This is a genomic window from Pseudomonas sp. H11T01, from assembly GCF_048515765.1.
GTDB lineage: Bacteria > Pseudomonadota > Gammaproteobacteria > Pseudomonadales > Pseudomonadaceae > Aquipseudomonas.
Window position 1 is genome coordinate 1 of the sequence record NZ_JBLYED010000046.1, and the last position, 25,337, is coordinate 25,337.

Genomic DNA, 25,337 nt, shown 5'->3' on the forward strand with positions numbered 1-25,337 from the left:
ACTCGGGCTGGTCTCAATACTGGACACGATAACCCGGCTTAGCCGCTTAACCTGAACCGCCGTATACGGAACCGTATGTACGGTGGTGTGAGAGGACGGCGGATGTAAATCCGCCTCCTACTCGATTGACGAGTGGCGAAAAATCTTCCCGGTGGCTGAGATAAACCGGAACAAAACAATGCATGCACGCTAAAAAGCGTGCAGCATTTACCGAGCCCTAACCCTGCCAAGTAAAACAATAGAGGGTTTTGTCATGTTCTACGCCTCGACTCTTCGTTTCGATAACCACACCTCTGACACCGGAGGTGCCCAATGAGCACCCAAAGCGCAAGCCTGACGCCGACCATGGCGCAGAAACTTGAACAGACCGCCGAGCGCAAGGCCCTGCGGCGCGCGGCCAGTGCCAGCTTCATGGGCAATTTCGTCGAGTGGTTCGACTATGCGGCCTACGGCTACCTGGCAACCGTCATCGCGCTCACGTTTTTTCCGCAAACCGACAAGACGACCGCGCTACTGGCGACGTTCGCCGTGTTTGCGTTGTCGTTTATCGTCCGCCCGCTGGGGGGACTGGTCTGGGGTCACTTCGGTGACAAATACGGGCGGCGTAGTGCGCTGTCCTGGTCGATTCTGATCATGTCGATCTCGACCTTTTGTATCGGCATCCTGCCGACCTACAACCATATTGGCCTGTGGGCACCGGCCTTGTTGTTGCTGATTCGCTTGTTCCAGGGTTTTTCCGCTTCAGGTGAATACGCCGGGGCATCGGCCTTTCTCGCCGAGTATGCGCCCGAGGGTAAACGCGGTTTGTACACCAGCATTGTCCCGGCGAGTACGGCGGCTGGTTTGCTCTTCGGCGCGGTCTTTGTCGCCGGCCTGCATGCGTGGATGAGTGTCGAGGATCTGCACAGCTGGGGCTGGCGTTTACCCTTTCTGCTGGCAGCGCCATTTGGGCTGGTGGGGCGCTACATCCGCATGAGTCTGCAAGACACGCCCAAGTTCCTGGAGATGGAAAAACGCCTTGAAGCAAAGGAATGCGCAACCCACGCTCCGGTTCGCGAATTGCTGACCGTGCACCGACGCAGTGTGATGATCGGGATCGGCGCGACCTGCCTGAATGCGGTGGCGTTCTACTTGTTGCTCAGCTACATGCCGACCTACCTGTCCACCGAAATGGGCATGAGCGAGAGTGATTCGTTCCTGGCCTCCACGGTATCGCTGGCGACCTACATCGGGCTGATCTTTCTGATGGGCAAACTGTCGGATCGGTTCGGGCGCAAAACCATGCTGCTGACCGCTTCAGTATTGTTCCTGGCGCTGACATTTCCGCTGTTCGGGATGTTGGAGAATCAGCCGCTGATGGTGATTCTGATGATCCAGATTGCTTTCGGCGCGATCCTGGCGATGAACGACGGCACCTTGCCGTGTTTCCTCGCCGAGATATTTCCCACCCGCGTCCGCTTCAGTGGTTTTGCCTTCAGCTTCAACATCGCCAACGCGGTGTTTGGCGGCACCGCGCCGTTTATCGCGACCTGGCTGATTCAAGTGACGGGCAACAAAATGGCCCCGGCCTGGTATCTGCTGGCTGCAGCGGCGATAGCTTTGATTGCCATGTTGGCGAGCCGGGAAACTGCGCATAAGGCCTTGCAGGACTGATCTCCATCCGGTGATCTCAAAGATGCCTTCGCGAGCGGGCTCGCTCCCACATTGAACCGCGTCCGCCTGGACAACACGGTCAACCGTGGGAGCGAGCCCGCTCGCGATGAGGCCATTCAATCAATGCACGGCAGCCACTTGCTTACGCTCGCCAATGGGCGATACGCCGAAGAAACGGCTGTAGCATTTGGAGAAGTGCGCCGGGGAAACGAAGCCGCAGGCGAGGGCGATATCACGTACCTGCGATTCGCTGCGCAGCAATAATTGACGCGCCCGTGCAAGGCGCAATTCCAGGTAGTACTGACTCGGCGTGCGCTGCAGGTGCTTGTGAAACAGGCGTTCGAGCTGGCGCACCGACACCTCGTTCAACCGCGCGAGTTCCTCAAGGCCCACCGGCTCCTCGAGATTGGCTTCCATGATCGCCACCATCTGGCTGAGCTTGGGCTGCGAGGTACCCAGCTTTTGCCGCAATGGCACACGCTGTTGTTCCTGTGCATTGCGTACCCGATCACACAACAACAACTCGGCCGCATGGGCTGCGATATCGCGACCACCAGGTTCGCGGGCGATCAGCTGCAGGGTCATGTCCATGGAGGCCACGCCACCGGAGCAGGTGTAGCGATCACGGTCCAGCTCGAACAGCTGGTTGGAAATGATGATCCCCGGAAAACGCTCTTTCAGTGCTTCGATGTCTTCCCAGTGAATCGTGCAGCGATAGCCCTTGAGCAGATCGGCGCGCGCCAACAAGTGGCTGCCGGTGCAGATCCCGCCCAGTGGTACCTGATCATGCGCCAGCTTGCGTAGCCAATTGAGCAGTGGTCGGCTGCTGTGATTGGAGACGATCGGGTTTGATCCGACAACGAACAGCATGTCGAGTTTGGGTGCATCGGTGATGGTATGGTCAGGCAGGATGCGCATGCCGTTGCTGGCCGTCACCGGCTCCAGGCTGGCGGCGATGATGACCGTGCGGAACATCGGTTTGCGCGCGGCCAGGTTGGCCATGCGCAGTGTTTCCACGGCGGAGGCGAAGCCGATGGTGGTGAAGTTGGGGATAACCAGAAAACCCACGGTTTTCACCGGTCGTTGTTCATTCACCGAACGTCCTGCGGCGGGTTTCGCCACCTGGAGTTTCGCCATTATTACCGCTCCTCAACTGCATCAGTGACATGCTCCGCGGCAAGCTGCCGATACGGGCAACGTCATCTCGTTCTTGTGATTGTAAGCCCTGTTTACAGGCTTCAGGATTTTACACCGAGTGTCCGGTCAATAGACCGTGACGAAAGGAATAGGCACGCAAGATGCCATGAGTCTCGATTGGCTGGAGGGGGGCGTAGAACACGTGGGGAGTAAGGCATGAGTGATCAACAAAAAAAGCCGGCCAGCTCCGTGGTGGAGAGCGGCCGGAAAGAGGTGAACGAGGATGAGTGTTGCTATCGGGGATAGCGCTTTAAGCGTTTTCGGTTCGCGCGATGTCGACGGCTTGCACTGTCTTCTTCCTGGAGTTGAAGATTGCACCCATACAGACGATGGACAGTGTCAGCGCACCCGTCGCAACAACTTCCATGCGATGCTGCGGCAAGATCAGCATGACCACCAGGATGCTCAAGATGCAGGCAATGACCAGGTAGCTGAGCCAGGGGAAAAACCACATCTTGAACGCGATCGGTTGCCGCGAAGCATTCATCTTCTTGCGCAGTACCAGTTGCGAAACAGCGATGACCAGATAGACCAGCAGCGCAACGGCACCGGAGCTGGCCAGGAGGAAGGAGAAGACTTCGTTGGGTGCAAAGTAATTGAGTGCCGTGGTCAGAAAACCGACCGCGGTGCTGGCCAGCACCGCGATATAAGGCACCCCTGAAGACGACGTCTTCTGCAGTACTCGAGGACCATCACCGCGTTTGCTCAGGGAGTAGACCATGCGTGACGCGGTATAGATGGCTGAGTTGAGGCAGCTGGCTACAGCAATCAGCACGACGATATCGACGATCATTTTCGCGTGTGGAATGTTCATCAGCTCGAGCGCCCTCTGATAAGAGCCGACTTCCATGAGCATGGGGTCGTTCCAGGGGACGATGGAGATGATGAGGAATACCGAGACGATATAGAAAATCCCCATTCGCCAGACGACGGAGTTGGTCGCGCGGGTGATCTGTTTGGAGGGGTTTTGTGATTCAGCAGCGGCAATGGTGACGATTTCCGTGCCCATGAAGCTGAACACGGTGGTGAGCATCGCGCCGATGACGGCGGTCATGCCATTGGGCATGAAACCACCGAACTCATGACTTAGTTGAACGACCCCACTCACCGCCGTATCCGGTAATCCGCCCACCAGGGCAAGCGCGCCAAGCGCGATAAACCCCAGAACCGCGATGACTTTGAGCATGGCGAACCAGAACTCGAACTCCCCGTACCGGGCGACACTGAACAGGTTGGTCAATGTCAGCAGGCCGGTGACCGCTATGGCGAACTCCCAGGTCTGAATGACGGGAAACCAGGCGTGCAGGATGGCGGCAGCGGCGATGGCTTCAATCGGAATGACCAGTACCCAGAACCACCAGTACAGCCAGCCGATGGTGAAGCCGGCGCTGCGTCCCATCGCCCGCTCGGCGTAGGTCGAAAACGATCCTGTATCGGGCGACGCTACGGCCATCTCTCCCAGCATGCGCATCACCAGCACGACCAAGGTGCCGGAAAAAATGTACGCCAGGATGGCGGCCGGCCCCGCCGAGGCGATGGCGTGTCCTGAACCGATGAACAGGCCGGCGCCAATGGCACCGGCAATGGACAGCATGGTGACGTGACGCTGCTTGAGGCCTGGGGCCAAGGTCGAGCTGCTGGACATGAGACTTACCCTTCTTATTTTACTTGGGGAGGGTGAAGCAATAACCGTGAGTACTCGTTTCGGCACGTTCGTGTGTTCTTCAGGTGTCCAAATCAAAAGCCTCGCGCACAGCGGCGCTGATGCCAGAGACACAGACTTCGAGAATCAGCTCGCCTTTCTCGCGACTGGAACCTTTAGGGGATGACAGTGTTCCACAGGCCGGCGTGCGCTCGGGAATGATGGGAAAGACGTCGTAAGGCGGGAAGGTGGCGGGAGGATGATCAACCGCACGACTCAGATCGACCTTGTCGGGGTGCAGGGCCAGCATCAAAGAGGTTTCGAAAATTCCGCCATGTTCGATATCCCAGCCGAGGAATCCCTCGGGATATAGCTTTTCGATGACGGCAGGATCGTTGACGAAGTCCCAATAGGACAGCACGACGACCTTGAAGTCACTGATGCCACCGTAGCGAAGCTCCCTAAGGGCAAGGTCTATGCCCTCGACAATGAACATCGAGTTTTCAAAGTGCCCGTTCATCATCACCAGTTTGCGTGCGCCATGGCGTGCAAGTTCTCTGATGATGTCCTGCACGGTATGGGTCAGCGTGGCTCCATCGAGGCTGGTTGTTCCCGGGAAGTGGTTGCCGCCGCCTGATTTCTGCTGAGACTTGTAGCCATAGGCGAGGGCAGGCAAAACCAGGCCGCTGACATTCTGCGCTACCGCCTTGCATATCGCGGTAGGCAGCAGCACATCGACTTCCATGCACATGTGATGTCCATGCTGTTCCAGTGCACCCACTGGCAGAAAGATTGGGCAACCGGTAGCCACCTTCTGCGCATACTCTGGCCAGGTGAGTTCTCCAATAACGACACTGTTGTTCATCTACACAACCTCTGAATGTGATCGACCTGCTGGATTTTTCAAGCGGTGATTGCGGGCGCTTGCCTGTCGACGGGCCACTGCTTTGGATGGCTGGAATCGAAGGTGACGCATAGAGCGATTCGATCAGAAGGAGAGGGGGGCGAGTTGTCTAAATCCGACCCGTAAATGACAAAACACCCTTTGCTTTGGCATTTCTGTCCGGTTAGCGGACATCGGCGGTTTTGTCGCCAAGGAGAGGCTGTGGGTCGGATCTGACAAAGTTCAGGTCGGGCGCGCACAAAAAAGGGTGATGGCGACCTGCTGCAATGCATCGAGCCAGCTGATGGTGTGTGTGGTTGGCAGCGAAATCAGGCAGGAGCCAAAAGCAGAGCGACGAAAGGAACAGAGGTTCTTTCCATCACCCAGGCGAGACAATAATGAAAAATCGCATCGACCTTTCACGCCGTACATTCCTCAAGACCTCCAGCATCCTGGCAGGCACCGCAGCGCTTTCTGGTTTGCTGCCCTTGAGAAGCTTCGCCGCAGCGGAAAAAGAACTGGTCATACTCGCATGGGCCGGACACGCAGAGCCGGACATCGTCGCTGAATTCGAGCGCAAATATGGGGTCAAGGTCCGGGCCAAGTACTACACCGGCGGCGACAACATGCTGGGGTTGATCTCACAGTCCCCGCCTGGCACTTTCGACCTGATCCTGTCCGACGCCGAATATGTCCAGCAACTCAATGCCGCTGAGTACATCGAGCAACTTGACCCCGCTGACTACCCCTTCGATGACTTCTACCCAGAGTTCCAGCATTTTCCCGGCCACTGGCAGGGGGACAAGCTCTACTCGGTCCTGATTCGCTTTGGCTTCCTCGGCATTGCCTACAACACCCAACTCGTTCCCGAAGCCAAGGTGCACAGCTATGACGTGTTCTGGGACGAAAGCCTCAAGGGCAAGGTTGGACACTTCGACTGGCACCTGCCGAATCTCGGACAGATCAGCTTGATGAATGGCAACGCGCGCCCGTACGACATCGATACCGCGCACTGGCAAACGGTGCAGCAGAAGATGATGAGCCTGCGTCCGCAGATCGGTGGCTTCTTCGATTATGGCGGAACCTTTTCTTCACTGAAAAATGGTCAGATCCATGCCATGTGCGGCATCGGCGACTGGATCACCGGTGTCTTGCAACGAGCCGGCGCACCGGTGAAAACCGTATTGCCGAAGGAGGGCGGGTTGCAATGGACGGAGTCTTACTGCATCGCTAAAAAAGCACACAGCCCGGAGCTGGCGAAGAAGTTCATCCAATACATCACTTCACCTGATGGCCAGGTCAAGTCGGCGAAGATGGCCGCTTATCCAGCGCTGATCCCGAGCAAAAAGGGATGGGAACTGCTGAACCAGACCGATCCCGCCGAGGCGAAGCGCCAAGGCATGCTGCTCGGCCAGCACAACGTCATGGATGACATTCGCGATGGTCGTATCAAGTACCGCGAACTCCCGGTCCGGCAGAGTCTGGATGAGTGGAATGACTTCTGGTCGCAATACAAGGGTGCTTGACAAGACGAGTGGAGGTGGTCGCTATGATTTCAGACAAGTTGAAGACTTCACCGTCAGTACTCTCCGGTAATGCAGGTGCCCGAACAGAGCGCCGTTCAAGGAGGGTGTGGCGCTTGCCCTGGTTTGGCCTCTGTTTCTCGATGCCTATCCTGATCTGGCAATTGATTTTCTTCGTATTTCCGCTGGCATTTCTGGTGGCCATCAGTTTTTGGCTTGTACGTAACTTCCGGATGGTGCCGACGTTCGAATGGCTTAACTGGAGCTACATGCTCAGTCGCGCCTTTTTTTGGGACGCCTACGTCCATACACTCGCCATGGCGGCGGGTGCCACTGTGCTGGTCAGCCTGGTGGCCTTTCCCTGCGCTTATACAATCGCCTTCAAGTTTCGCGAGTCGGCAAAGCAGCTGCTGGTGTTGCTGCTGGTCACTCCGTTCTTCACCAGCTACCTGGTGCGCACCTATTCATGGCAGGTGTTCCTCAGCGATAACGGCATCTTCAATGCCGCGCTCGGTCTGCTTGGGCTGGAGCCGTTTGCCATGCTGAATACAGCGTTCGGTACTTATATTGGCTACTTCACGCTGTGTCTGCCATTGGTGGTTTTGCTGCAACTGTTCAGCCTGATGTACATCGATCGTTCGTTGATCGAGGCGGCGCACAACCTCGGCTGCGGACGATTGCGAACGGTGCTGCTGGTGGTGGTGCCGTCGGCGCGGATCGGCATCGTGGTTGCGGCGCTGTTCTGCTTCATCCTGACCTTCGGCGACTTTGTCAGCCCGCTCTACCTGGGTGGTGGTCAACCGCCGACCTTGAGTACGCTGATCACTGACACCACCAAGTCCGGCCAGCAATGGCCACGCGCTGCGGTGATCGCAACGATGATGATTGTGACGTTGCTCATCGCGGCTTTTGGTGCGGTTCGCTTCGCTTACCGGAGGCGCACATGAACGAGCATCGGTTGATTAACTTCTTGCTTCGCAGCTTTGTCGTAATGGTGTTCCTCTTCATCTTTTTGCCGATTGCCGGCAGCTTCGTGTTCTCGTTCAACATTGACCGTTTCCCTTCCTTGCCACTGGGCGGTTTCAGCCTGCACTGGTACGAGATGATCGCCAGCGATCCGGCGGTCTGGCAGGCATTCAGGAACAGCCTGACGGTGGGTGTGGTCGTGTCGCTGGTCTCAACCCTGCTTGGGTTTACGGCGGCTTACACAGACTTCCGTTACCAGTTCTTCGGCAAGTCGATCTACATGGCGCTTGCGCTACTGCCGCCCACCATTCCGGTGGTGATCATGGGGCTGGCGATGCTGGCTTTCCTGTCGCGGGTCGGGCTTTCCGGCGAGATCTACGCGGTGATGATCAGCCATATCGTAATGTGCGCACCGTTCGCAATGGCGGTCATCAGGATGCGCCTGGCGCAGATGGATCCGAACATTGAGGCGGCGGCCTGGAACCTGGGGGCCAATCAATGGAAGGCCATGCGTTATGTGATCCTGCCATTCACGGCGCCGAGCATTTTCGCCGCGCTGTTCGTGACCATGGCCGTTTCCTTCGATGAGTTCGCTGTCGCCTGGTTCGTGTCGGGGCTTAACGAAACGGTGCCCGTGCGCATCCTCAATACGCTGCAAGGGCAGGTGAGCCCGACCATCAACGCGATCGGCACCATCGTCTTTATCACGACCATGACCCTGGTGATCCTCGCGCAACTGCTGTTGATGCGGCGGCGTAAGCCCGCCAGTGCCTGATACCACACTGACAATCATCCGAACACGAAGGATTCAGCCATGACTCAACCGTTGGTGGTATTCGACAACGTGGTTAAACATTTCGGTAGCTATCAGGCTGTAGAGCGTATGAACCTGGAGATTTACAAAGGTGAGTTCGTCGCGATCATGGGGTCGAGCGGCTGCGGCAAGACCACAACGCTGCGCATGCTCGCGGGGCTGGATAAACCCAGTGAAGGCGAAATTCGTCTTAACGGTGAGCGCATCAATGATCTCTACTCCTGGGAACGGGAGACGCCGCTGGTCTGGCAAAACCTGGCGCTGTTCCCGTTTCTTAACGTGCTGGAGAACGTCGAGTTCGGTCTGCGAATGAGAGGGATGGCCAAGGCTGAGCGACGCAAGAAGGCGCTACTGTGGCTTGAGCGGCTTGGATTGGAGGAGTTCGCCACTCGCGATATAAGCCTGCTCTCCGGTGGTCAGCGGCAACGCGTGGCGTTGGCGCGCTCGTTGGTCACCGAACCGCCGATCCTGCTGCTCGACGAGCCCCTGAGCGCCCTGGATGCTCATCTGAGTGTGCGCATGCAAGGCGTGCTGACTGGACTGCAGAAGGACCTGGGTATCACCTTTGTCTACGTCACTCACAGTCAATCCGAAGCCTTTGCAATGGCCGATCGTGTAGTGATCATGAGTCGAGGCCGGGTCGAACAGATCGGCTCGCCGCAGGAAGTTTTCCTTGAGCCTCACAACCGCTTCGTTGCCGAGTTCGTTGGCGGTAAAAATATCCTTAACTGCACTGTCGTTGGCTTCGACGATAGCGGGTTGGTTTGCCTCGATTCGGAGCACGGTGGATTCCTGGCGCGGCTGCCGGAGGGTAAAACGGTTGTTCCCGCTGAGCGCGTTACGGTCTGCGTAAGCGCCGAGCATATCGACCTGACCGCGCAGCCTATGCGACGCAACCGGCTGAACTGCACCGTCGTCGGTGAAGAGTTCATCGGTTCGATGGTCAACATTTATCTCGAAGCCAGCGGCGGGCTTGAGTTGCAGGTGCAGAAACGGCATGCCGATTACAACTTGCTTGGCGTGCACTGCGGGCAAAAAATCTTCGCCGAGTGGGATGGCGCGCATGCGCTGATTCTGCGTGGGGACTGACCTTGGCAACCTCGATCGACAGACTCGCAGCTTTATAAAGTAGTCGAGGGCAGGGGACAGGTTATCGAGTGCAGTGGTGCCGGTACTATCACGCCCACTGCGCTTGTGTCGCGAGCCCGAACAACTCACGCAAACCACTGATACCCAGCTTGGGGTATGGACGTTTGATGTATGTCGCAGCGCTGAGGGGGCGCACGCCCAGTTGTTCGGCAATGTCTTGCACTTCAAGGCCGGTCATCATTAAGCGCAACAGTTCCTGTTCATGCAACGTCAGCTCCACGTGCTGCTGTCTTATCAGGCTTTCCGTCAGTAAAAGTGGCAACTCGTTGGCTTGCAACCAGGCGTGATAATGCAAGCGCACCACTTGAATCAGCAGTGGGCCAATGGTTTGCAGGTAACTATCCGGCCGGCATCATTGGCAGTCAGCAACTCGGGTTCTTCGAGGGTAATTTTGGTCCATGAAATGGATTTCCCCTACTTTTCCCCCCACAAAAACGTCGGCTCTTGATGGCCGTCACTGGACTCTCGTAGAGCAGAACACCGCTGGAGCTCAAGTAAATACTCGCTTGTGAAAATCCAGAGGAGGATTTTCGAAGCTTTCAAGAAGTATGAAAAAGGAGATGGGGTGCTAGGGGTCGAGTGTTCGAATCACTCCGTCCCGACCATTGTGAGAAGGCATGCCTCGGTTTACTACGGAAATCACCCCCTAGGTTGCTTGATAGCCGCAAGACAAGCTTCAGGGGCTGCTTGTCCATACGTACCTCACTAAAAGTAGACATCTACCGGAGTGAACTTCACATTACGGCGATGTTGATTCGATCAGGAGGAGGGCGCTGCTACTGCTGCGAACGTCTCTACAGACTGCATCGAAATGGTAGATGTCTTTCGCCAATAGGCTTCGAACTGCACATCGTCAGAAGCAAAGCTGGAAAGGAGTGACGGGGCCTTTGGTGATCGCGGTTCGCCATAGGACGCCATCACCGAACTGAGCTGTTCAAGGGGTTAGCGTGTGGCTAACTGAGACCCAGTTACTTGCGCCTCGACTGACAACTTGACTGTCTCTACCCCGCTTTTTTGTGCCTGTCGTTGCCTCCCCGGCAGGAGGCAACGAACTCACCCAATGCTATGGCTGACGTTTACGCCGTACCAGCCAAAGCACCAACAGGATGAACACAATGACACCCACTGCAATCGCGCCCTGGGCCAAGGCGGCCAGGTGCGACGCCGGCCCACCGGCCCGCAGCTCTTTGACCTGGGCCGCACTGACTTTGACGTCAGCGTTGCCGTAGTGAGCGGTCAGGTAGGTGGCCAGTGTTGCCACCTGCGGGTCGCTCAGGGTTCTGGCGAAGCCCTGCATCCTGATGTCCTGACCATCGGCGCCGCGCTTGACGCCGTCCAGGATCACCATCACCAGATTGTTGGTGTTGCTGCGTCCAACCGCAGTGTTGTGCGCGAGCGACGGTAGGCCACCCTCGAAACTGCCTTGCCCCTGAGCCTGGTGACAGGTACTGCAATGAGCATCGTACAGCTGGGCACCGCTCATTTTGTCGTCATCAGCCGGCAAGGCCACGCCGCGGATGCTTCCCAGCTCGTCGGTCTTTTGCCCCAGGGCATAAACCGGCTTGCGGTCCGCCGCCGCTTGTTGCGCAGGCACCGTCTTCAGGTAGACAGCAATGGCCTTCAGGTCGCTGTCGTCGAGGTGTTGCAGGCTGTGGTCCACCGCTTCGGCCATCGGCCCGGCCGCCTGGGCCTTGCCCAGCGCTTCACCGGTTTTCAGGTAGGCGACCAGCTCGGCATTGTCCCAACCACCAATGCCACTGTTGATGTCCGAAGTGATATTCGGTGCATACCAGGTGCCGACATCACCGCCCGCCAGTTCTTTTGACGACACCTCAGCCATCATCAGGTTGCGTGGCGAATGGCACGTGCTGCAGTGGGTCAACCCTTGAGCCAGGTAGGCACCCCGGTTCCACTCTGCATCATGCGACGCATTGGGCACGAAGGCCTTATCGTCGAGAAACAGCAGGTTCCACGCAGCCATGGAGAAGCGAATGTTGAACGGAAACGGCAGAGCGGTCGGTTTGGCCGGCGTATTCACGGGTTCCACGGCGTTCATGAAGTAGGCATACATGGCCTTGATGTCTTCATCGCTCACTTTGGCGTACGAGGTGTAAGGCATGGCGGGGTACAAGTGCTTGCCATCACCGCGAATGCCCTTGCGCAGGGCATCACTGAACTGCTCCAGGGAGTAATTGCCAATGCCCGCTGTTTTCGACGGGGTAATGTTGGTCGCGATGATGTCGCCAATCGGCGTGGGCAGCGCCAGGCCGCCGGCAAACGGCTTGCCACCGGGCACGCTGTGACAGGCGACGCAGTCACCGGCGGTCGACAGGTACTTGCCACGCTGAATCTGCGCGTCGTCTGCCGCACTGGCGTTCAGCGCAGCCAGCATCAAGGCCACAAGCGTAGTGATTTTCCAGTTCATGGGTCAGCCCCGCCCTTGTTCAGTGACAGACTCGAACGGCGAAACCCGCGCAATGACCCGATCCGGCAGGATGTGGTGCGCCGTGCGCAAGGTCAGTGCCGCGGCGGTCAGGGTCGAGTTCATGGTGGCGGCCGTTGGCATCACGCCGGTGCTGCAAATGAACAAGTTGTCGTGATCATGGGTACGACCGTAACTGTCGCAGACCGAGGTCTTGGGATCGTTGCCCATACTCATGGTGCCGGTGATGTGCTGGTTGTTGGCAAAATTGCCTTCGGCGCTGTAGCGCAGATTGGTCCCGCCCATAAGTTCTGCAATGCGGGTGAAGTCTTTGTGCGACTGCGCCGCGCCTTTGCGGGTGTACTCGTGGATGGCGTAATTGACCTTGGGCTTGGGCAGTCCCAGCTTGTCTTTCTGATCGCTCAGGCTGATGCGGTTCTCAGGGTCAGGCAGCACCTCCAGCACATCCTTGAGGCTCATTTCAAATGCCGCGCGGTGACGAAGCTGTTTCTCGAATTCCGTGCCATACACCCCGGCTGCAATGAGCGCGTCGGTGGCACTGTTGACCCGGGAGATGTTAGTGAAATCCAGGCGATAAGGTGCATGCTCCGAACGGAAGGCGCCATCGCGCATGGTATTGATCGAGCTTGGGCTTTGTGGCCCCCGGCCCAGCCACAACTCTTCATCGGCATCGAAGGTAATGGACGTGCTCGGGTGGTCCATCAGGTTGCGACCGACCATGCCGGAGCTGTTGGCCAAACCGTTGGGGTACTTGTCGCTGGCCGACATCAGCAACAGTTTCGGGCTTTCAATGCCGTTGGCGGCAAGGATGAACGTCTTGCCGGTGACGCGGTGCGATTGCTTGTCGGGGTCATAGTAGTGCACGGCCACAATATGGCCTTTGTCATCATGTTCGATGCGATAGACCACGGCGTTGATCTGCAACTTGGCGCCGGCGTCTATTGCGGTCTGAATGGCAATGCCGCCGTGGTATTGCGCGTCGATCGGGCAGATTGGCTGACAGCTATTGTTGCCGCAACAGGCCGGACGACCGTCATACGGGCGGCTGTTGCGTCCGGTGGTGTTGCCCACGACCGCGTAAGTCGGTGCCAGACGCTCGCGGATGCGCCGCATGGCGTAGGGCTCAGTCACCGGCTCCATCGGGAACGGTTTACTGCGTGGTGAGCCCGTGTTTTCAGCCCCCGACACACCCCAGATTTCTTCCGCTTCCTGATAGAAAGGGTCGAGCTCTTCGTAGGTCATGGGCCAGTCGACGCCCACGTTGTACAGGGTCTTGATGCGCATGTCGCCCGGCACCACGCGCCAGGCCTGGGCCGCCCAGTGCCAGGACGTGCCACCGACGCCGCGGATGTATTCCGCCGGGTACGGGTAAGGGCCGTCCTGGACCAGGTAGCCATTATCCACCGGCTTGTAGACCGGATGAGGCGCCCAGTCGCTGCAAGTGTAGGGCGACATCCAGTCACTCTTGCGCGTGGAGTTGCGAAAGGCCGCGACAATACGGCCTCGCTCGATGGGCCCACCCGCTTCCAAAATCAGCACCGAAGCGCCTTGCTTGAGCAGATGGGTCGCGGCCATGGAACCGCAGACCCCCGAACCGATGATGACGATGTCCGCGGACAGTTGATCAGACATTTGTCACCTCGACGATTGGATGGCTTGCCCAGCTTCCGTAAGGACCGTAGGCGTAGGTAGGCGGCTTGAGGACATCGGCGACCATCACTGCATTGAGCGCATATTCGTAGGCCAGGCAGCGAGCCTTGACACCGCTGCCGACCACGCCCATGAACCAGGCCATTGCGATCTGGCGTGGCACGGCGGCCAAGGGTGACTTCTCGTCATCCAGGGTTTTCTGCAGCTTTAATGGGTCTAAGTGTCGCTCATTGATCAGCGCCAGTAAGCCTTCCACTCCTTTGGCGAATGTTGGGTCATCGGCTGTGAGTGCCTGATACAGGTTGTTTGCCAGGTCTTTATCCAGACTCTGACGGCCAGCAATAATCGCCGAGACCGCCAAAAACGCACCTTGCTCTTTACTGTCGATCGGTGCAGCCAGTGCAAAAGGAATCAAGGAAGCGGTATAGGCGCTCAGCAGCCCTTTTAGCAGGGTTCGCCTTGTCGGCTTCAGCCCGTTGGCATTATTTATTTCATTCAAGCTATTCATGGTCTGTCCTGTAGTCACAGGTTATCGTCAGGTGTCGCGCTGTGCACAAACGTCGGTCGGCGGTTTAAAACACGGTATTGACCGTCAAGCCCACAACAGTGGCGTCATCCACTTCATAGACTCCGCCTGGATTGGCCAGGTATTGAATGTTGGGACGCACCATCAGCCACGGCGTCAATCTGAAGTCGTAATGGATCTCGGCGGCATACTCGGCATGCTGAACGGGTTGAAACGCGGGATCCTGATAATCAGTGAGGTTGTTGATCTGGTTGTGCAGCTGCTGATTTTTCGACAGCGCCGGGTTGACGTGCATCTCACTGATACCCACCGCGAAAGCGTCTTGAGGTCGAGCATCAAAAGGACCTGCATAGATGGCGCCGAGCTGGGCCTGCCAATCGAGGGTGCTACTGTTTTTATCGTATTGCGCATAGTGGGCGAACAGGCTCAGACCGCGCTTGGCATCGCCCCCGACAGTCGTGATCTGTTGGCGTGCATAGGCGTACATGCCGTACCGGCCATCATGTTGATCGGCAGGCTGGCCGCTAAGCTGTTTGTCATTGCCATTGACGTCTTCAAGCACGTCGGCGGCCGTGGCGCTGTTCCAATAAGTGCCCACCATGTATTTGCCGGCCATCCCGGCATCACCCAACATGGGCGTCCAGCCAACTTCCCCGACATAGGTATTGCCTAGGCGGCCCGAGGTATTCATTTTGAAGCCGTTGTTGCTATCGAGCAGGGTCGGGTTGTATTCGTAAGCCCCCACTTGAGCGTAGATCTCAGGGGTGAAGTTGACTTTGACGCGCCCCCCCCACTGGCTGACCGGAGAGTTGAACCAGACCGTTGCGCCATGGCCGACCAGGCCGCCGCACAAGGAGTTGTTCTGGAACACGCAGCCCGTGGCATCGAAGTCGCTGCCAATCGGCAATCGACCTACTTTGATATCGAGCACATCGTCAAAGAACTTTTGCTGATACGCCAATGTGGTAATACGCCAGGTTTGACCTCGCCCAAAGTTCTCCTGAACCGAGGAGCTGATGGTTCCAGTACGAGGGTCGGTAAGCCGATCATTGGTGATATCTCGCCCACTGCGCTCGGTGATCTGGAGTAGGAAGTTGGCCTCATGCCAACCTAAAACTTTTTCAAGATCAATGGCACCGCCCAAATTGAATTGGTCGGTGTAGCGCGCGGTATGGTCGTGATCAAAACCGCCGTGGAGATTGGCAGCGCTTTCCGACTGATAGCTGAACTGGAAGTCGTAACCCTTGTCGAGCAACTCTGTTCGAAGGCCACCCCAGTCGCCCGTCATCCAGCGTGACGATGACGAAAACATCGGTTCATCCGACCAGGCACTCGTTGCCAAACCACTCAGGACAAATCCCGCGGCAGCTGCGGTAATAAATACCGTTCTCATTTAAGGCATTCTCCTACATGTTTTTTTAGCAATGAGCTTCGTACGCAGTTGAGGAACGCGCATCGGAGCGAAGGAAATTATAACAAGATGCGTAGCTAACTATCATTATTTACAATTCCCGTGCCTATGAACGACGATCCTCGGGGACAACCTATTTTCAGCTTTCGGACGGAACCTAGTGGTAGCCATCCTCATGGGTGACCTTGCCGCGGAACACGTAGTAGCTCCAGAAGGTGTAACCCAGGATGAACGGGATGATGAACAGCGTACCCACCAGAATGAAGCCTTGGCTTTGCGGCGGCGAGGCGGCGTCCCAGATCGAGATCGACGGCGGCACGATGTTCGGCCACAGGCTGATGCCCAGACCGCTGTAGCCGAGGAAGATCAACACCAGGGTCAACAGGAACGGCGTGTAGTGCGCACGACGGGCCACCGCCTTGAGCAGGCCATACAGCGACACTAGCACCAGCAGCGGCACCGGCATGAACCAGAGCAGGTTCGGCATGGTGAACCAGCGAGCCGCAATCTCGGCGTGGGCCAGCGGCGTCCAGATGCTGACGATACCGGTCACCAGTAGCAGCGCCAGGGCCAGCGGCTTGGCCAGCTTGTGCATGGCCTCCTGCAGGCTGCCTTCGGTTTTCATTATCAGCCAGGTGCAACCGAGCAAAGCATAGGACACGATTAGGGCCAGTCCGCAGAACAGCGAGAACGGCGTCAACCAGTCCAAACCACCGCTGGCATAGCTGCGGTTAACCACCGGGATGCCGTCGATGAAGGCCCCCAGCGCCACGCCCTGGAAGAACGTCGCCACCAGGGAGCCACCGATGAAGGCCTTGTCCCAGAGATGGCGTTTGTCATCCCTGGCTTTGAAGCGGAACTCGAACGCCACGCCGCGAAAGATCAGCCCGATGAGCATGAAGATTAGCGGCAGGTACAAGGCCGAGAGCACGACCGAATAGGCCAGCGGGAAGGCCCCGAACAACGCCGCGCCGCCCAGTACCAGCCAGGTTTCATTGCCGTCCCAGACCGGGGCGACGGTGTTCATCATGACATCGCGGTCGCGGTCACCCTTGATGAACGGGAAGAGAATCCCGATCCCGAGGTCGAACCCGTCCATGATCACGTACATCATGATGCCAAAGATGATAATCACGGCCCAGATCAGTGGAAGATCGATACCCATGACTCAATTCCCCTCGTTCAGGCGGTCGCCGGGGCCGGCTTCGTTGATATCGTCGGCGGCTGACAGTGGTCGCGCAGGTGTGCGTTTCTTGCCTGGGCCACCGTGAGTTGGTTCCGCGCCTTCGTGGGTTTTCGGCCCCTTGCGCACCAGGCGCATCATGTAGCCGAAGCCCGTACCGAACAGCGCGAAATACACCACGACGAACAGGATCAAAGTTAGGCTCATCTGTCCCACGCTCTGCATGGACGAAGCATCCGCCGTGCGTAGAAGACCATAGACCACCCACGGTTGACGGCCGACCTCGGTGGTAATCCAGCCGGCGAGCAAGGCGATCAGGCCTGACGGCCCCATAAACATGGCCAGGTAGAGGAACATGCGATTGGTGTAGAGCGAACCGCGCAGGCGCAGCCAAGCACTCCATAATCCGGTGGCGATCATCAACATGCCCAGGCCGACCATGAGGCGGAACGACCAGAACACGATGGTCGAATTCGGCCGATCCTCAGGTGGGAATGACTTCAATGCCGGGATCTGTTTGTCCAGGCTGTGGGTCAATATCAGGCTGCCCAGGTAAGGCACTTCGACCGCGAAACGTGTCCTCTCAGCCTTCATGTCGGGCCAGCCGAACAGGATCAGCGTGGTCGGCTCATTGCCGATATTTTCCCAGTGACCTTCGATAGCGGCGATTTTCGCCGGCTGGTGTTCAAGGGTGTTGACGCCGTGGGCGTCACCTACTACTGCCTGGATAGGGGCAACGATCAGCGCCATCCACATGGCCATGGAGAGCATCTCGCGGATCGCCGGATTGTCCCGGCCACGCAGCAGGTGCCAGGCGGCGGAGGCACCCACAAAAAACGCCGTGGCGACGAATGCTGCAATCGCCATGTGCGCCAGGCGGAATGGAAACGAGGGGTTGAAGATCACCGCCAGCCAGTCGATAGGGATAACCCGGCCGTCGACGATTTCGTAGCCTTGTGGGGTCTGCATCCAGCTGTTGGAGGCCAGGATCCAGAAGGTGGAGATCAACGTACCGACCGCGACCATCACCGTGGAGAAGTAGTGCAGGCCGCGACCGACTCGGTTCCAGCCAAACAGCATGACGCCGAGAAAACCGGCTTCGAGGAAGAACGCCGTCAGCACTTCATAGGTCAACAGGGGGCCCGTGATCGCACCGGCGAAGTCGGAAAAACGACTCCAGTTGGTACCGAACTCATACGCCATCACCAGGCCGGACACCACGCCCATGCCGAAGTTGACGGCGAAGATTTTTGACCAGAAATGGTACAGGTCACGGTAGGTGTCGTCCTTGGTCTTCAGCCACAGGCCTTCGAGCACTGCCAGGAAACTGGCAAGGCCGATAGTGATGGCAGGGAACAAGATGTGAAACGAAACGGTAAACGCGAACTGCATTCGGGCGAGATCTAGTGCCTCTAAACCAAACATACATTCGACCTTGACACGTCAAGTTACAAGTAACAATAGTCCAAAATGCAGCGGCTGCACTTTTATGGAAAACTGAAAAGTGCGCAGAAACCTGAACACCTGGTTGAGCCAGACGCTCACAATAATGTGAAGGCCGTGGTTCGAAGTCCCCCTTTTTTTGTAGATGTCCGGGTGTTGGGCCTGTCACGGATGGTTGCCGGCGACATCCCTTTGCACAGCCGTATCGATACTCACCACCACCGACATCCCCGGCCGCTGCCGCTCACTCTGCTCTTGACCCGCATCAACCGTGATCCGCACCGGCATCCGCTGGGCAATCTTGACGAAGTTGCCGGTGGCATTGTCCGCCTGCAACAGACTGAATTCGGAGCCAGTGGCCCGTGAAATCCGCTGTACCCGGCCATGGAATTTAAGGTGATTGAGGGCGTCGACGGTAAACGTGACTGGCTGGCCGACCCTCACGTTATCCATCTGGGTTTCCTTCAGGTTGGCGATCACCCAGCGCTGGCTTGGCACCAGCGCCATCAACTGTGCCCCGGAATTGACGTAGGCCCCCAGCCGCACGCCGATCTGTCCGAGCTGGCCGTCCCGTGGCGCAATGACTCGGGTATCGGACAGGTCGATCCGCGCCAATTGCACCGCCGCTTCCGCGCTGGCGACCGCCGCCCCAGGGAGCCGCGATTGACGATCACCGTCTGCAAGTCCTGTAGCGTCTTTGTCCAGTCAAGGTCGGAATACCTTCTGCACAAGCGAGAAGGCCAATGCAAGACACCCGATCACGGTAATGACAGTGAAGTACTCGATGCTCGCCATCAGCGACGATTGGGCGCTGATGGTCTGGGACACTTGCGCAATAGCCATCTGCGCCGCCTTGGCGGATTCATAGCTTTGCGAGAAGAAATGACCAAGTTGATGGGTGTATTGCAAAAACGCGGGGTCATCGGATTTCAACCTGACGTTCAAGGCATCGTATTGAACAGTGCTGCGCCACTGCATGAAAATGGTCGCCAACGCGGTTCCGGTTGCGGTAGCGATCTGTCCTGCCATGTTCTTGATCTGCTGAGCGTTGGTGAACAACGCATCGTCGTGGCCGACGTCTCTGAATGTTTGAGTCGCCGCGGTGGCCAGCAGGAGCATCACGAAGCAGCCGTTGAGGAATAGCGCCGGCAGTATGTTCTCCCACATTTCGGCGCTGGGCGTGATGATGGACAGCAAGTAGCTGAAGGCAATCAGCGAAAGAAAACCGGCGATGAAGAATTTCTTCGGTGCCGGGTATTTGGGCAGGATCTGCGCCATGATCAGCCACGCGACCAGCGTTCCGAACAGCCCCAGGGATTGGTAATGGCCCACGGTTTCCCAGGAGTAACCCAGCCCTGACTGGAGGAAATTCGGCAGCACATAGTTGTTGGCGCCGAGAATCAAATAGCTGAAGCAGTAAAGCGCAATGCCGAACAGATAGCGCTGATTGACGATTTCATGAATCTTGAGCAGCGGTGAGGGATGCTTTCTTTCGATCAGGAAAAATGAGGCCATTGCGAACGCAGACAGCAAGCCGAAGATGACAACAATCGTTGTCTCGTCGTAAAAGTCATAATAAGAGCGTTGCAGTACGTACAGCACTGAAAAGGAGCTCAGAGCCAGTAGCAATATACGCCCCACGCTGGTGCTGGTTCGGTCCTCCACCGGGTGTGGGTCGTTTGGCAGGAAGCGCAGGCTGAGAAACGCGACAACGATGGTCATCGCAATCAGAATCCAGAAAATGGCTTGCCAAGTGCTGTAGGCCACTACCAGCGAAGCCAACACCGGCGCCAGCGTCGTGCCGAGCGCCAGGCCAGTGGCAAAGGCTTTTACTCCAGTAAAGCGGCCAGGACCCGGAGGGAGCATATGGACCATCACACGGGCTGAGGTCATGAACGCACCGCCGCCCACGGCCATGATCACACGTCCAATGGTGAAGCCCATCAAGCTGGCGGTGCAACTGCACACCACCGAGCCTGCGATGAAAATAGCGATAGAGGACAACAGATAATTTCGCCAGCCCAAGCGTTCCGTCAGCCAACGCTGCTTCGAAATCACAATGACAGCCAGGCAGGCATATAGGGCTGCGACGAGGCTGTACTCTTCAGGACTGGCTTCGATTTCGCCTCTGATGGGGGCGGCGGCAAAAGCGATCATGCCGGTCTGGAGAAATTCCACAGAGCAGAGGAGGGTGATGGTGATCAAAAGAATGGGATGCTTCTTGAACATGTCAGAGCTGTCCCGCTGTCTTGCTCTCGGTCGAGGCGATGTCCAGTCCTTCATTGGCTTTGATCACCGATTCCACCAAAGCATCGGCGTTCTGGAGTTCCTGCTCGAACACCGAGGTTGAGTAGATATCCTCGTTCGGGACATTGGTGCTCAGAACGATGCCGTTGTGGTTGCTGGTGTCGATGCGAACCCGCACGGAAAGGCCAAGGCGCAGGGGATTCTGGGCAATCTCGGCTGGATCCAGGGTAATCCTTACCGGGACGCGCTGAGTGACCTTGATCCAGTTGCCGGTCGCATTCTGGGCCGGCAAAAGGGCGAAAGCGCTACCTGTCCCCGCATCCAGGCCAACGACCTTGCCATGGAACACCACGTCTTTTCCGTACGCATCGGCGGTCAGAGTGACCGGTTGGTCGATGCGGATATTCTCCAGTTGAGACTCCTTGAAATTGGCATTCACCCATAGGTGATCCAGAGGAACCACGGTCATCAGAGCTACGCCGGGACTGATCCGCTGACCCACTTGCACGCTTCGTTTGGTGATCATGCCGTTTACCGGGGCGCTGATTCGGGTACGTTCGCGAGCGATGTAAGCATCGCGCAAATTGCTCGCCGCTGTCAGCACATCCGGATGGGTGCGAAGCGTCGTGCCGTCAACCATCGCCTTGCGCTGGGCAAGGGAGTGACTGGCCGCCAGGAAACCGGCTTTGGCGTTCTTCAGGATGTCTTCGGCGTGGCTGATTTCTTCACGGGATACGGCGCCGCTGGAGGCCAATTGAGCGCGTCTGGCGAGGTCGGCTTTGGCCTTGGCTACATCGTTGTTGCGCTGATCAACCTCAGCTTGTAGTTGTTCCACCTGATAATACTGAGTGCGAGCCATACGCGTGGCTCGGGCAAGAGCCGCTTTGCTTCGTTCGAACTGAATCTGTTGATCGACCGGATTCAACTTGACGATCGTCGTACCGGCCGACACATGGTCAGTGTTATCGGCGGCAATGGCCGTCACCGTCCCGGTGATTTGCGAGGTAACTTGAATCGCGTTGCCATCGACGTAAGCGTCCTCCGTTCTTTCCGAGTTCTGATTGGAGAGGCACCAGGTTGCGACAATGGCCAGCGCTGCGACCCCAGCGGCGATTGCCGCTTTAGTGAACGTCTTGGAGCTCGATGCCGGCGTCTTGGTATCTTGGGAGGCTGTCATTTTCATTGTGGTTCTACTCGCGCGCGGATGCGGTTGCTGGTGTGTCGGAGGGCGAAGGGCCGGGCTGGAAGCCGCCACCCAGGGCGCGGGAGAGGTTCGCCCGCAGCGAACGGCCTCTTGCCAGTAGCTCAATAAGCTGACGTTGTTCCGCGAGGGCAGCGTTTTGTGCCGTCAGTACCTGTATGTAAGTCGCGAGGCCCGCACCGTATCGGTTGTTGACCAGGTCGTAGGCGTCATTGGCCGTTTGCACGGCCAATTGCTGTTCATCGACGCGTTCTTTGAGCCAGCGGATCGAAGTCAGCTGGTCGGCGAGGTCATGTACAGCATCCACCAATGTCTGGTTGTAGCTATCGACAGCGGTGTCGTAGGCCGCGTCCTGCGCAGCAAGATTGGCGCGCAATCGGCCGCCTTCAAAAATAGGCAGACTGATGGCCGGGCCTACACCCAGTACGCGACTGCCGCTGTCCTTGAAATCGCCAAAGCCGAAGCTTTGCAGGCCGACCGACGCTGCCAGATTGACGTTCGGATAGAAATTGGTTTTAGCCACCGTGATGTCATGAGACGCCGCTTCCACTCTCCAGCGCTGTGCAACCACGTCAGGTCGTCGTCCCTGCAGCTCGGCAGGCAAAATGGACGGGATTGAAAAAACCTCGGATTTCGGCATCGCCGGTCGCCGGATGGTGTTGCCTCGATCTGGTCCTTTACCCATCAGCGCGGCGAGGCGGTTTTTGTCCAGCTCTATGGCTTCCATGAGAGCCGAAATGTTCGCTCGGCTTGCGGGAATACTGGACATCGCCTGCTTGATGTCGATCTGGGAATCCAGCTCCGCGGTGAAGCGCTTGCGTGTCAAATCCAGGATGAATTGCTGTTGATCTAAAATATGTTTGGCCAGGTCAACCTGCTCGTAATTTTTTTGCAGGTCGATGTAACTTTGGACCATGGCCGAGGCAATCAATAGCGTGGTCGCATATTGGTCGACCTCAGTGGCCCGCGCCCGCCCGATAGCGGCATCCAGCGCGGCTCTGTTCTTGCCCCAGAAGTCCAGCTCATATCCCAGCCCGAGCGATGTTTGATTGAGCGTTTGCCACGTACCGGAGACGCCGCCGGCCGTGCCGTTCTCGCTGAACCGTTCACGGGTCGATGAAAAGTTGGCGTCTGCATGGGGCAGAAGAGGGGCCTGGTTCAGTCCTACAATCGCTTGCGCCTGCCTGACCCGGGAAGCTGCCATGTTCAATGTCGGATTGTCGATGAGCGCTTCCTGTATCAACTCATTAAGTTGTTGATCGCCAAACGCCTTCCACCAGTCCTCGGCCGGCCAGTGAGCGTCCGAGACAGGAATATTCTGCAGTGCATTTTCAGATTGGAGTTTCGAACTTCCCCATAAATGCGACATCGGCTGAAGGTCGTGGTAAGAACACCCAGCAAGTAGGATGGAGCATGACAGCAGCGATAATCTACGCCTTGTCGTGAAGTGGGTAACCACGGGTGAAGTCTCCGGCAGGTGAAGCTTGATAGTTGAACTTGCCTCTTGGCATGTCGGATTTTTATTCCAGGTATAGCGAATATCCAACGCCGATTTTTTGAACTGACTCATGGGTCATTGCGGCGACTTACTGTGTATGTCCGCCGCAAACTCCACGCCTATCAGGATGCGGACGCTTTCCCTAAGGAAGGGCTGTCATGACGGTCATACTCACGCGGTAGCGGTTTCTCGAGTCTCAGCGGAGGTCCTGTCGACAACGATCTCATCGCCTGAGTCGTTGCGTTTGAATCTATCGGCCCGGGCGCTGTGCCACATGCGCAAATAGAACTCGCTGGTACAGCGGTCATCGAGCAATTCGCCGGGTTTGAGGAAGGTGTGTGTCTGGGAAAATAAACGGATCTGGGTGTCGCTGATTCGTCGTACCAGGTGCTCGGCGGTTAATTGCGAGGGATGCTCGATACCTGCGGAGGCGAGCATTTCGGCCAGTGTCATCAGGGTATTGCGGTGGAAGTTGTAGACGCGAGTGGCTTTGTCCTCGACCACCAGTGCGCCCTGGCGCAAAGGATCCTGAGTGGCGACCCCGGTCGGACATTTGTTGGTGTGGCAGCTTTGGGACTGGATGCAACCGATGGCAAACATGAAGCCGCGCGCCGAGTTGACCCAGTCGGCACCGATAGCCAGCACACTGGCGATATCAAAGGCACTGACAATCTTGCCGCTGGCACCCAACCGGATGTTGTCTCGAAGGTTCAGGCCGACCAGGGTGTTGTGCACGAATAACAACCCTTCGCGCAGAGGCATGCCAATGTTGTCACTGAACTCCCTTGGTGCGGCGCCTGTGCCGCCTTCGGCGCCGTCGACGACGATGAAGTCGGGCAGGATGCCGGTCTTGAGCATCGCCTTGGCGATCCCCATGAACTCCCAGGGTTGGCCGATGCACAGCTTGAAGCCTACCGGTTTGCCATTGGACAGTTCACGTAGCTTTTGAACGAACTGCAGCAGTTCGATCGGTGTAGAAAAGGCGCTGTGGCGAGCCGGTGACACGCAATCGCGCCCCATGCTCACGCCCCGGGTCTCGGCGATTTCCGCAGTCACCTTATGCTTGGGCAGAATACCGCCGTGCCCGGGCTTGGCGCCTTGACTGAGTTTGATCTCGATCATCCGCACCTGAGGGTTACAGGCCTGTGCGGAGAAACGCTCGGGATCGAACCGGCCGTCCTGGTCGCGACAACCAAAATAGCCACTGCCCAGTTCCCAGATCAGGTCGCCAGCAAATTCACGGTGATAGGGGCTGATGCTGCCTTCGCCAGTGTCATGGGCAAAGCCGCCCAGTTTTGCTCCCTTGTTCAGAGCGCGGATGGCATTGGCGCTCAGGGCGCCGAAACTCATGGCCGAGATGTTAAAGATCGAAGCGCTGTAAGGCTGACGGCACTGCGGGCCGCCGACCATGATGCGGAATTCCTTGGGGTCGAGCACTTCGCTGGGCAGCATCGAGTGAACGATGAATTCAAAGCCGGGTTTGTAGACATCTTTCAGGGTGCCGAAGGCTTTCTCCGCGCTCTGGTTCTTGGCACGGGCATAGACCAGCGAGCGTTGGGTGCGGGAGAAGGGTAGTTCGTCGTCATCACCTTCAAGCAGGTACTGGCGGATCTCTGGACGGATATGCTCGATCAGGTAACGCAGGTTACCGATCACGGGATAGTTGCGACGCACTGAGTGTTGGGTCTGACGCAGGTCATTAAGGCCGATCAGCGTCAGGATCGCGGTGATCAGAGTGAAGGGCCAGAGCCACTCGATGCGCTCGAACAGGCACAGACCGACGAGGGTAAAGACGAAGCAAAAGGCGAAGCATGAGTAACGACTCAATAATGATAGTTTCATGCGTGTTGTTCCTTGTGGTGTGTGGCATCGACAGCGATCGGCGGGCCGCTCGGTTTCACGTGAACA

At 57.5% G+C, this 25,337-nt stretch carries 19 protein-coding genes and 1 pseudogene; 5 read left to right on the top strand and 15 right to left on the bottom strand.

From position 1 onward, the window contains the following. The first annotated feature begins 312 nt into the window (after positions 1–312). Positions 313–1,653: an MFS transporter gene (locus tag ACN1C3_RS32350; RefSeq protein ID WP_419119796.1), complete on the top strand. Its 1,341-nt coding sequence runs from the start codon at positions 313–315 to the stop codon at positions 1,651–1,653. Positions 1,654–1,773: 120 nt separating this feature from the next. Here ACN1C3_RS32350 and ACN1C3_RS32355 read toward each other — a convergent pair whose 3' ends face one another. From ACN1C3_RS32355 to ACN1C3_RS32365, 3 genes are all read right to left on the bottom strand, one after another. Then, entirely contained in the window at positions 1,774–2,790 is a 1,017-nt protein-coding gene (locus ACN1C3_RS32355; RefSeq protein ID WP_419119797.1) for a GlxA family transcriptional regulator, read from the bottom strand. A 310-nt stretch (positions 2,791–3,100) separates the two neighbouring features. Further along, positions 3,101–4,495: a GABA permease gene (gene gabP / locus ACN1C3_RS32360; RefSeq protein ID WP_419119798.1), complete on the bottom strand. Its 1,395-nt coding sequence runs from the start codon at positions 4,493–4,495 to the stop codon at positions 3,101–3,103. Between the two features lie 79 nt (positions 4,496–4,574). Further along, complete coding sequence (locus ACN1C3_RS32365; protein ID WP_419119799.1) at positions 4,575–5,357, bottom strand: creatininase; 783 nt, start codon at positions 5,355–5,357, stop codon at positions 4,575–4,577. 416 nt (positions 5,358–5,773) lie between these two features. Here ACN1C3_RS32365 and ACN1C3_RS32370 point away from each other — a divergent pair, with 416 nt between their 5' ends. From ACN1C3_RS32370 to ACN1C3_RS32385, 4 genes are read left to right on the top strand one after another with little or no spacing between them, the layout of a single operon-like run. Further along, the gene (locus ACN1C3_RS32370) at positions 5,774–6,901 is read left to right on the top strand and encodes an extracellular solute-binding protein (protein ID WP_419119800.1); all 1,128 of its coding nucleotides are present in this window, start codon (positions 5,774–5,776) and stop codon (positions 6,899–6,901) included. Between the two features lie 23 nt (positions 6,902–6,924). After that, positions 6,925–7,845, top strand: a complete 921-nt coding sequence (locus ACN1C3_RS32375) for an ABC transporter permease (protein WP_419119801.1) — start codon at positions 6,925–6,927, stop codon at positions 7,843–7,845. After that, on the top strand, positions 7,842–8,639 hold the full coding sequence (locus ACN1C3_RS32380) for an ABC transporter permease (RefSeq protein WP_131700780.1): 798 nt from the start codon (positions 7,842–7,844) through the stop codon (positions 8,637–8,639). The genes ACN1C3_RS32375 and ACN1C3_RS32380 overlap by 4 nt, the downstream gene beginning before the upstream one ends. A 39-nt stretch (positions 8,640–8,678) precedes the next feature. Next, a complete protein-coding gene (locus tag ACN1C3_RS32385) occupies positions 8,679–9,767 on the top strand; it encodes an ABC transporter ATP-binding protein (RefSeq protein ID WP_419119802.1) in 1,089 nt (362 codons plus the stop codon). An 88-nt stretch (positions 9,768–9,855) separates the two neighbouring features. On the opposite strand, the gene ACN1C3_RS32390 is transcribed toward ACN1C3_RS32385, so the two are convergent. The 12 genes and pseudogenes from ACN1C3_RS32390 to ACN1C3_RS32445 form a co-directional block, all read right to left on the bottom strand. Beyond that, a complete protein-coding gene (locus ACN1C3_RS32390; RefSeq protein ID WP_419119803.1) occupies positions 9,856–10,122 on the bottom strand; it encodes a LuxR C-terminal-related transcriptional regulator in 267 nt (88 codons plus the stop codon). Positions 10,123–10,890: 768 nt separating this feature from the next. Continuing rightward, positions 10,891–12,252 carry a c-type cytochrome gene (locus ACN1C3_RS32395; RefSeq protein ID WP_419119804.1) on the bottom strand — a complete coding sequence of 454 codons (1,362 nt, stop codon included), beginning with the start codon at positions 12,250–12,252 and terminating at the stop codon, positions 10,891–10,893. A 3-nt stretch (positions 12,253–12,255) separates the two neighbouring features. After that, the gene (locus ACN1C3_RS32400; RefSeq protein ID WP_419119805.1) at positions 12,256–13,902 is read right to left on the bottom strand and encodes a GMC family oxidoreductase; all 1,647 of its coding nucleotides are present in this window, start codon (positions 13,900–13,902) and stop codon (positions 12,256–12,258) included. Beyond that, the gene (locus ACN1C3_RS32405; protein WP_419119806.1) at positions 13,895–14,428 is read right to left on the bottom strand and encodes a sugar dehydrogenase complex small subunit; all 534 of its coding nucleotides are present in this window, start codon (positions 14,426–14,428) and stop codon (positions 13,895–13,897) included. Before ACN1C3_RS32405 ends, ACN1C3_RS32400 begins: the two co-directional genes overlap by 8 nt. Positions 14,429–14,492: 64 nt before the next feature. Further along, positions 14,493–15,839 carry a carbohydrate porin gene (locus ACN1C3_RS32410; RefSeq protein WP_419119807.1) on the bottom strand — a complete coding sequence of 449 codons (1,347 nt, stop codon included), beginning with the start codon at positions 15,837–15,839 and terminating at the stop codon, positions 14,493–14,495. A 175-nt stretch (positions 15,840–16,014) separates the two neighbouring features. After that, on the bottom strand, positions 16,015–17,022 hold the full coding sequence (gene cydB / locus ACN1C3_RS32415; protein WP_419119808.1) for a cytochrome d ubiquinol oxidase subunit II: 1,008 nt from the start codon (positions 17,020–17,022) through the stop codon (positions 16,015–16,017). A 3-nt stretch (positions 17,023–17,025) separates the two neighbouring features. Further along, a complete protein-coding gene (locus tag ACN1C3_RS32420; RefSeq protein WP_419119809.1) occupies positions 17,026–18,465 on the bottom strand; it encodes a cytochrome ubiquinol oxidase subunit I in 1,440 nt (479 codons plus the stop codon). Between the two features lie 183 nt (positions 18,466–18,648). Further along, positions 18,649–19,172, bottom strand: a pseudogene (locus tag ACN1C3_RS32425) (efflux RND transporter periplasmic adaptor subunit); the annotation flags it as partial. Positions 19,173–19,188: 16 nt separating this feature from the next. Continuing rightward, entirely contained in the window at positions 19,189–20,712 is a 1,524-nt protein-coding gene (locus ACN1C3_RS32430; protein ID WP_419119810.1) for an MFS transporter, read from the bottom strand. Position 20,713: 1 nt separating this feature from the next. Next, on the bottom strand, positions 20,714–21,907 hold the full coding sequence (locus tag ACN1C3_RS32435) for an efflux RND transporter periplasmic adaptor subunit (RefSeq protein ID WP_419119811.1): 1,194 nt from the start codon (positions 21,905–21,907) through the stop codon (positions 20,714–20,716). Positions 21,908–21,920: 13 nt separating this feature from the next. Continuing rightward, on the bottom strand, positions 21,921–23,501 hold the full coding sequence (locus tag ACN1C3_RS32440; RefSeq protein WP_419119812.1) for an efflux transporter outer membrane subunit: 1,581 nt from the start codon (positions 23,499–23,501) through the stop codon (positions 21,921–21,923). Between the two features lie 99 nt (positions 23,502–23,600). After that, positions 23,601–25,271, bottom strand: coding sequence for an FMN-binding glutamate synthase family protein (locus ACN1C3_RS32445; protein WP_419119813.1), 1,671 nt, complete (start codon positions 25,269–25,271; stop codon positions 23,601–23,603). Between the last annotated feature and the right edge of the window lie 66 nt (positions 25,272–25,337).

Coding starts and splice junctions, on each gene's coding strand:
- ACN1C3_RS32375 (WP_419119801.1), top strand. CDS start 6,925: ATGATTTCAGACAAGTTGAAGACTTCACCGTCAGTACTCTCCGGTAAT.
- gabP (WP_419119798.1), bottom strand. CDS start 4,495: ATGTCCAGCAGCTCGACCTTGGCCCCAGGCCTCAAGCAGCGTCACGTC.
- ACN1C3_RS32410 (WP_419119807.1), bottom strand. CDS start 15,839: ATGAGAACGGTATTTATTACCGCAGCTGCCGCGGGATTTGTCCTGAGT.
- ACN1C3_RS32385 (WP_419119802.1), top strand. CDS start 8,679: ATGACTCAACCGTTGGTGGTATTCGACAACGTGGTTAAACATTTCGGT.
- ACN1C3_RS32355 (WP_419119797.1), bottom strand. CDS start 2,790: ATGGCGAAACTCCAGGTGGCGAAACCCGCCGCAGGACGTTCGGTGAAT.
- ACN1C3_RS32400 (WP_419119805.1), bottom strand. CDS start 13,902: ATGTCTGATCAACTGTCCGCGGACATCGTCATCATCGGTTCGGGGGTC.
- ACN1C3_RS32405 (WP_419119806.1), bottom strand. CDS start 14,428: ATGAATAGCTTGAATGAAATAAATAATGCCAACGGGCTGAAGCCGACA.
- ACN1C3_RS32365 (WP_419119799.1), bottom strand. CDS start 5,357: ATGAACAACAGTGTCGTTATTGGAGAACTCACCTGGCCAGAGTATGCG.
- ACN1C3_RS32395 (WP_419119804.1), bottom strand. CDS start 12,252: ATGAACTGGAAAATCACTACGCTTGTGGCCTTGATGCTGGCTGCGCTG.
- ACN1C3_RS32440 (WP_419119812.1), bottom strand. CDS start 23,501: ATGAGTCAGTTCAAAAAATCGGCGTTGGATATTCGCTATACCTGGAAT.
- ACN1C3_RS32430 (WP_419119810.1), bottom strand. CDS start 20,712: ATGTTCAAGAAGCATCCCATTCTTTTGATCACCATCACCCTCCTCTGC.
- cydB (WP_419119808.1), bottom strand. CDS start 17,022: ATGGGTATCGATCTTCCACTGATCTGGGCCGTGATTATCATCTTTGGC.
- ACN1C3_RS32445 (WP_419119813.1), bottom strand. CDS start 25,271: ATGAAACTATCATTATTGAGTCGTTACTCATGCTTCGCCTTTTGCTTC.
- ACN1C3_RS32370 (WP_419119800.1), top strand. CDS start 5,774: ATGAAAAATCGCATCGACCTTTCACGCCGTACATTCCTCAAGACCTCC.
- ACN1C3_RS32380 (WP_131700780.1), top strand. CDS start 7,842: ATGAACGAGCATCGGTTGATTAACTTCTTGCTTCGCAGCTTTGTCGTA.
- ACN1C3_RS32420 (WP_419119809.1), bottom strand. CDS start 18,465: ATGTTTGGTTTAGAGGCACTAGATCTCGCCCGAATGCAGTTCGCGTTT.
- ACN1C3_RS32435 (WP_419119811.1), bottom strand. CDS start 21,907: ATGACAGCCTCCCAAGATACCAAGACGCCGGCATCGAGCTCCAAGACG.
- ACN1C3_RS32350 (WP_419119796.1), top strand. CDS start 313: ATGAGCACCCAAAGCGCAAGCCTGACGCCGACCATGGCGCAGAAACTT.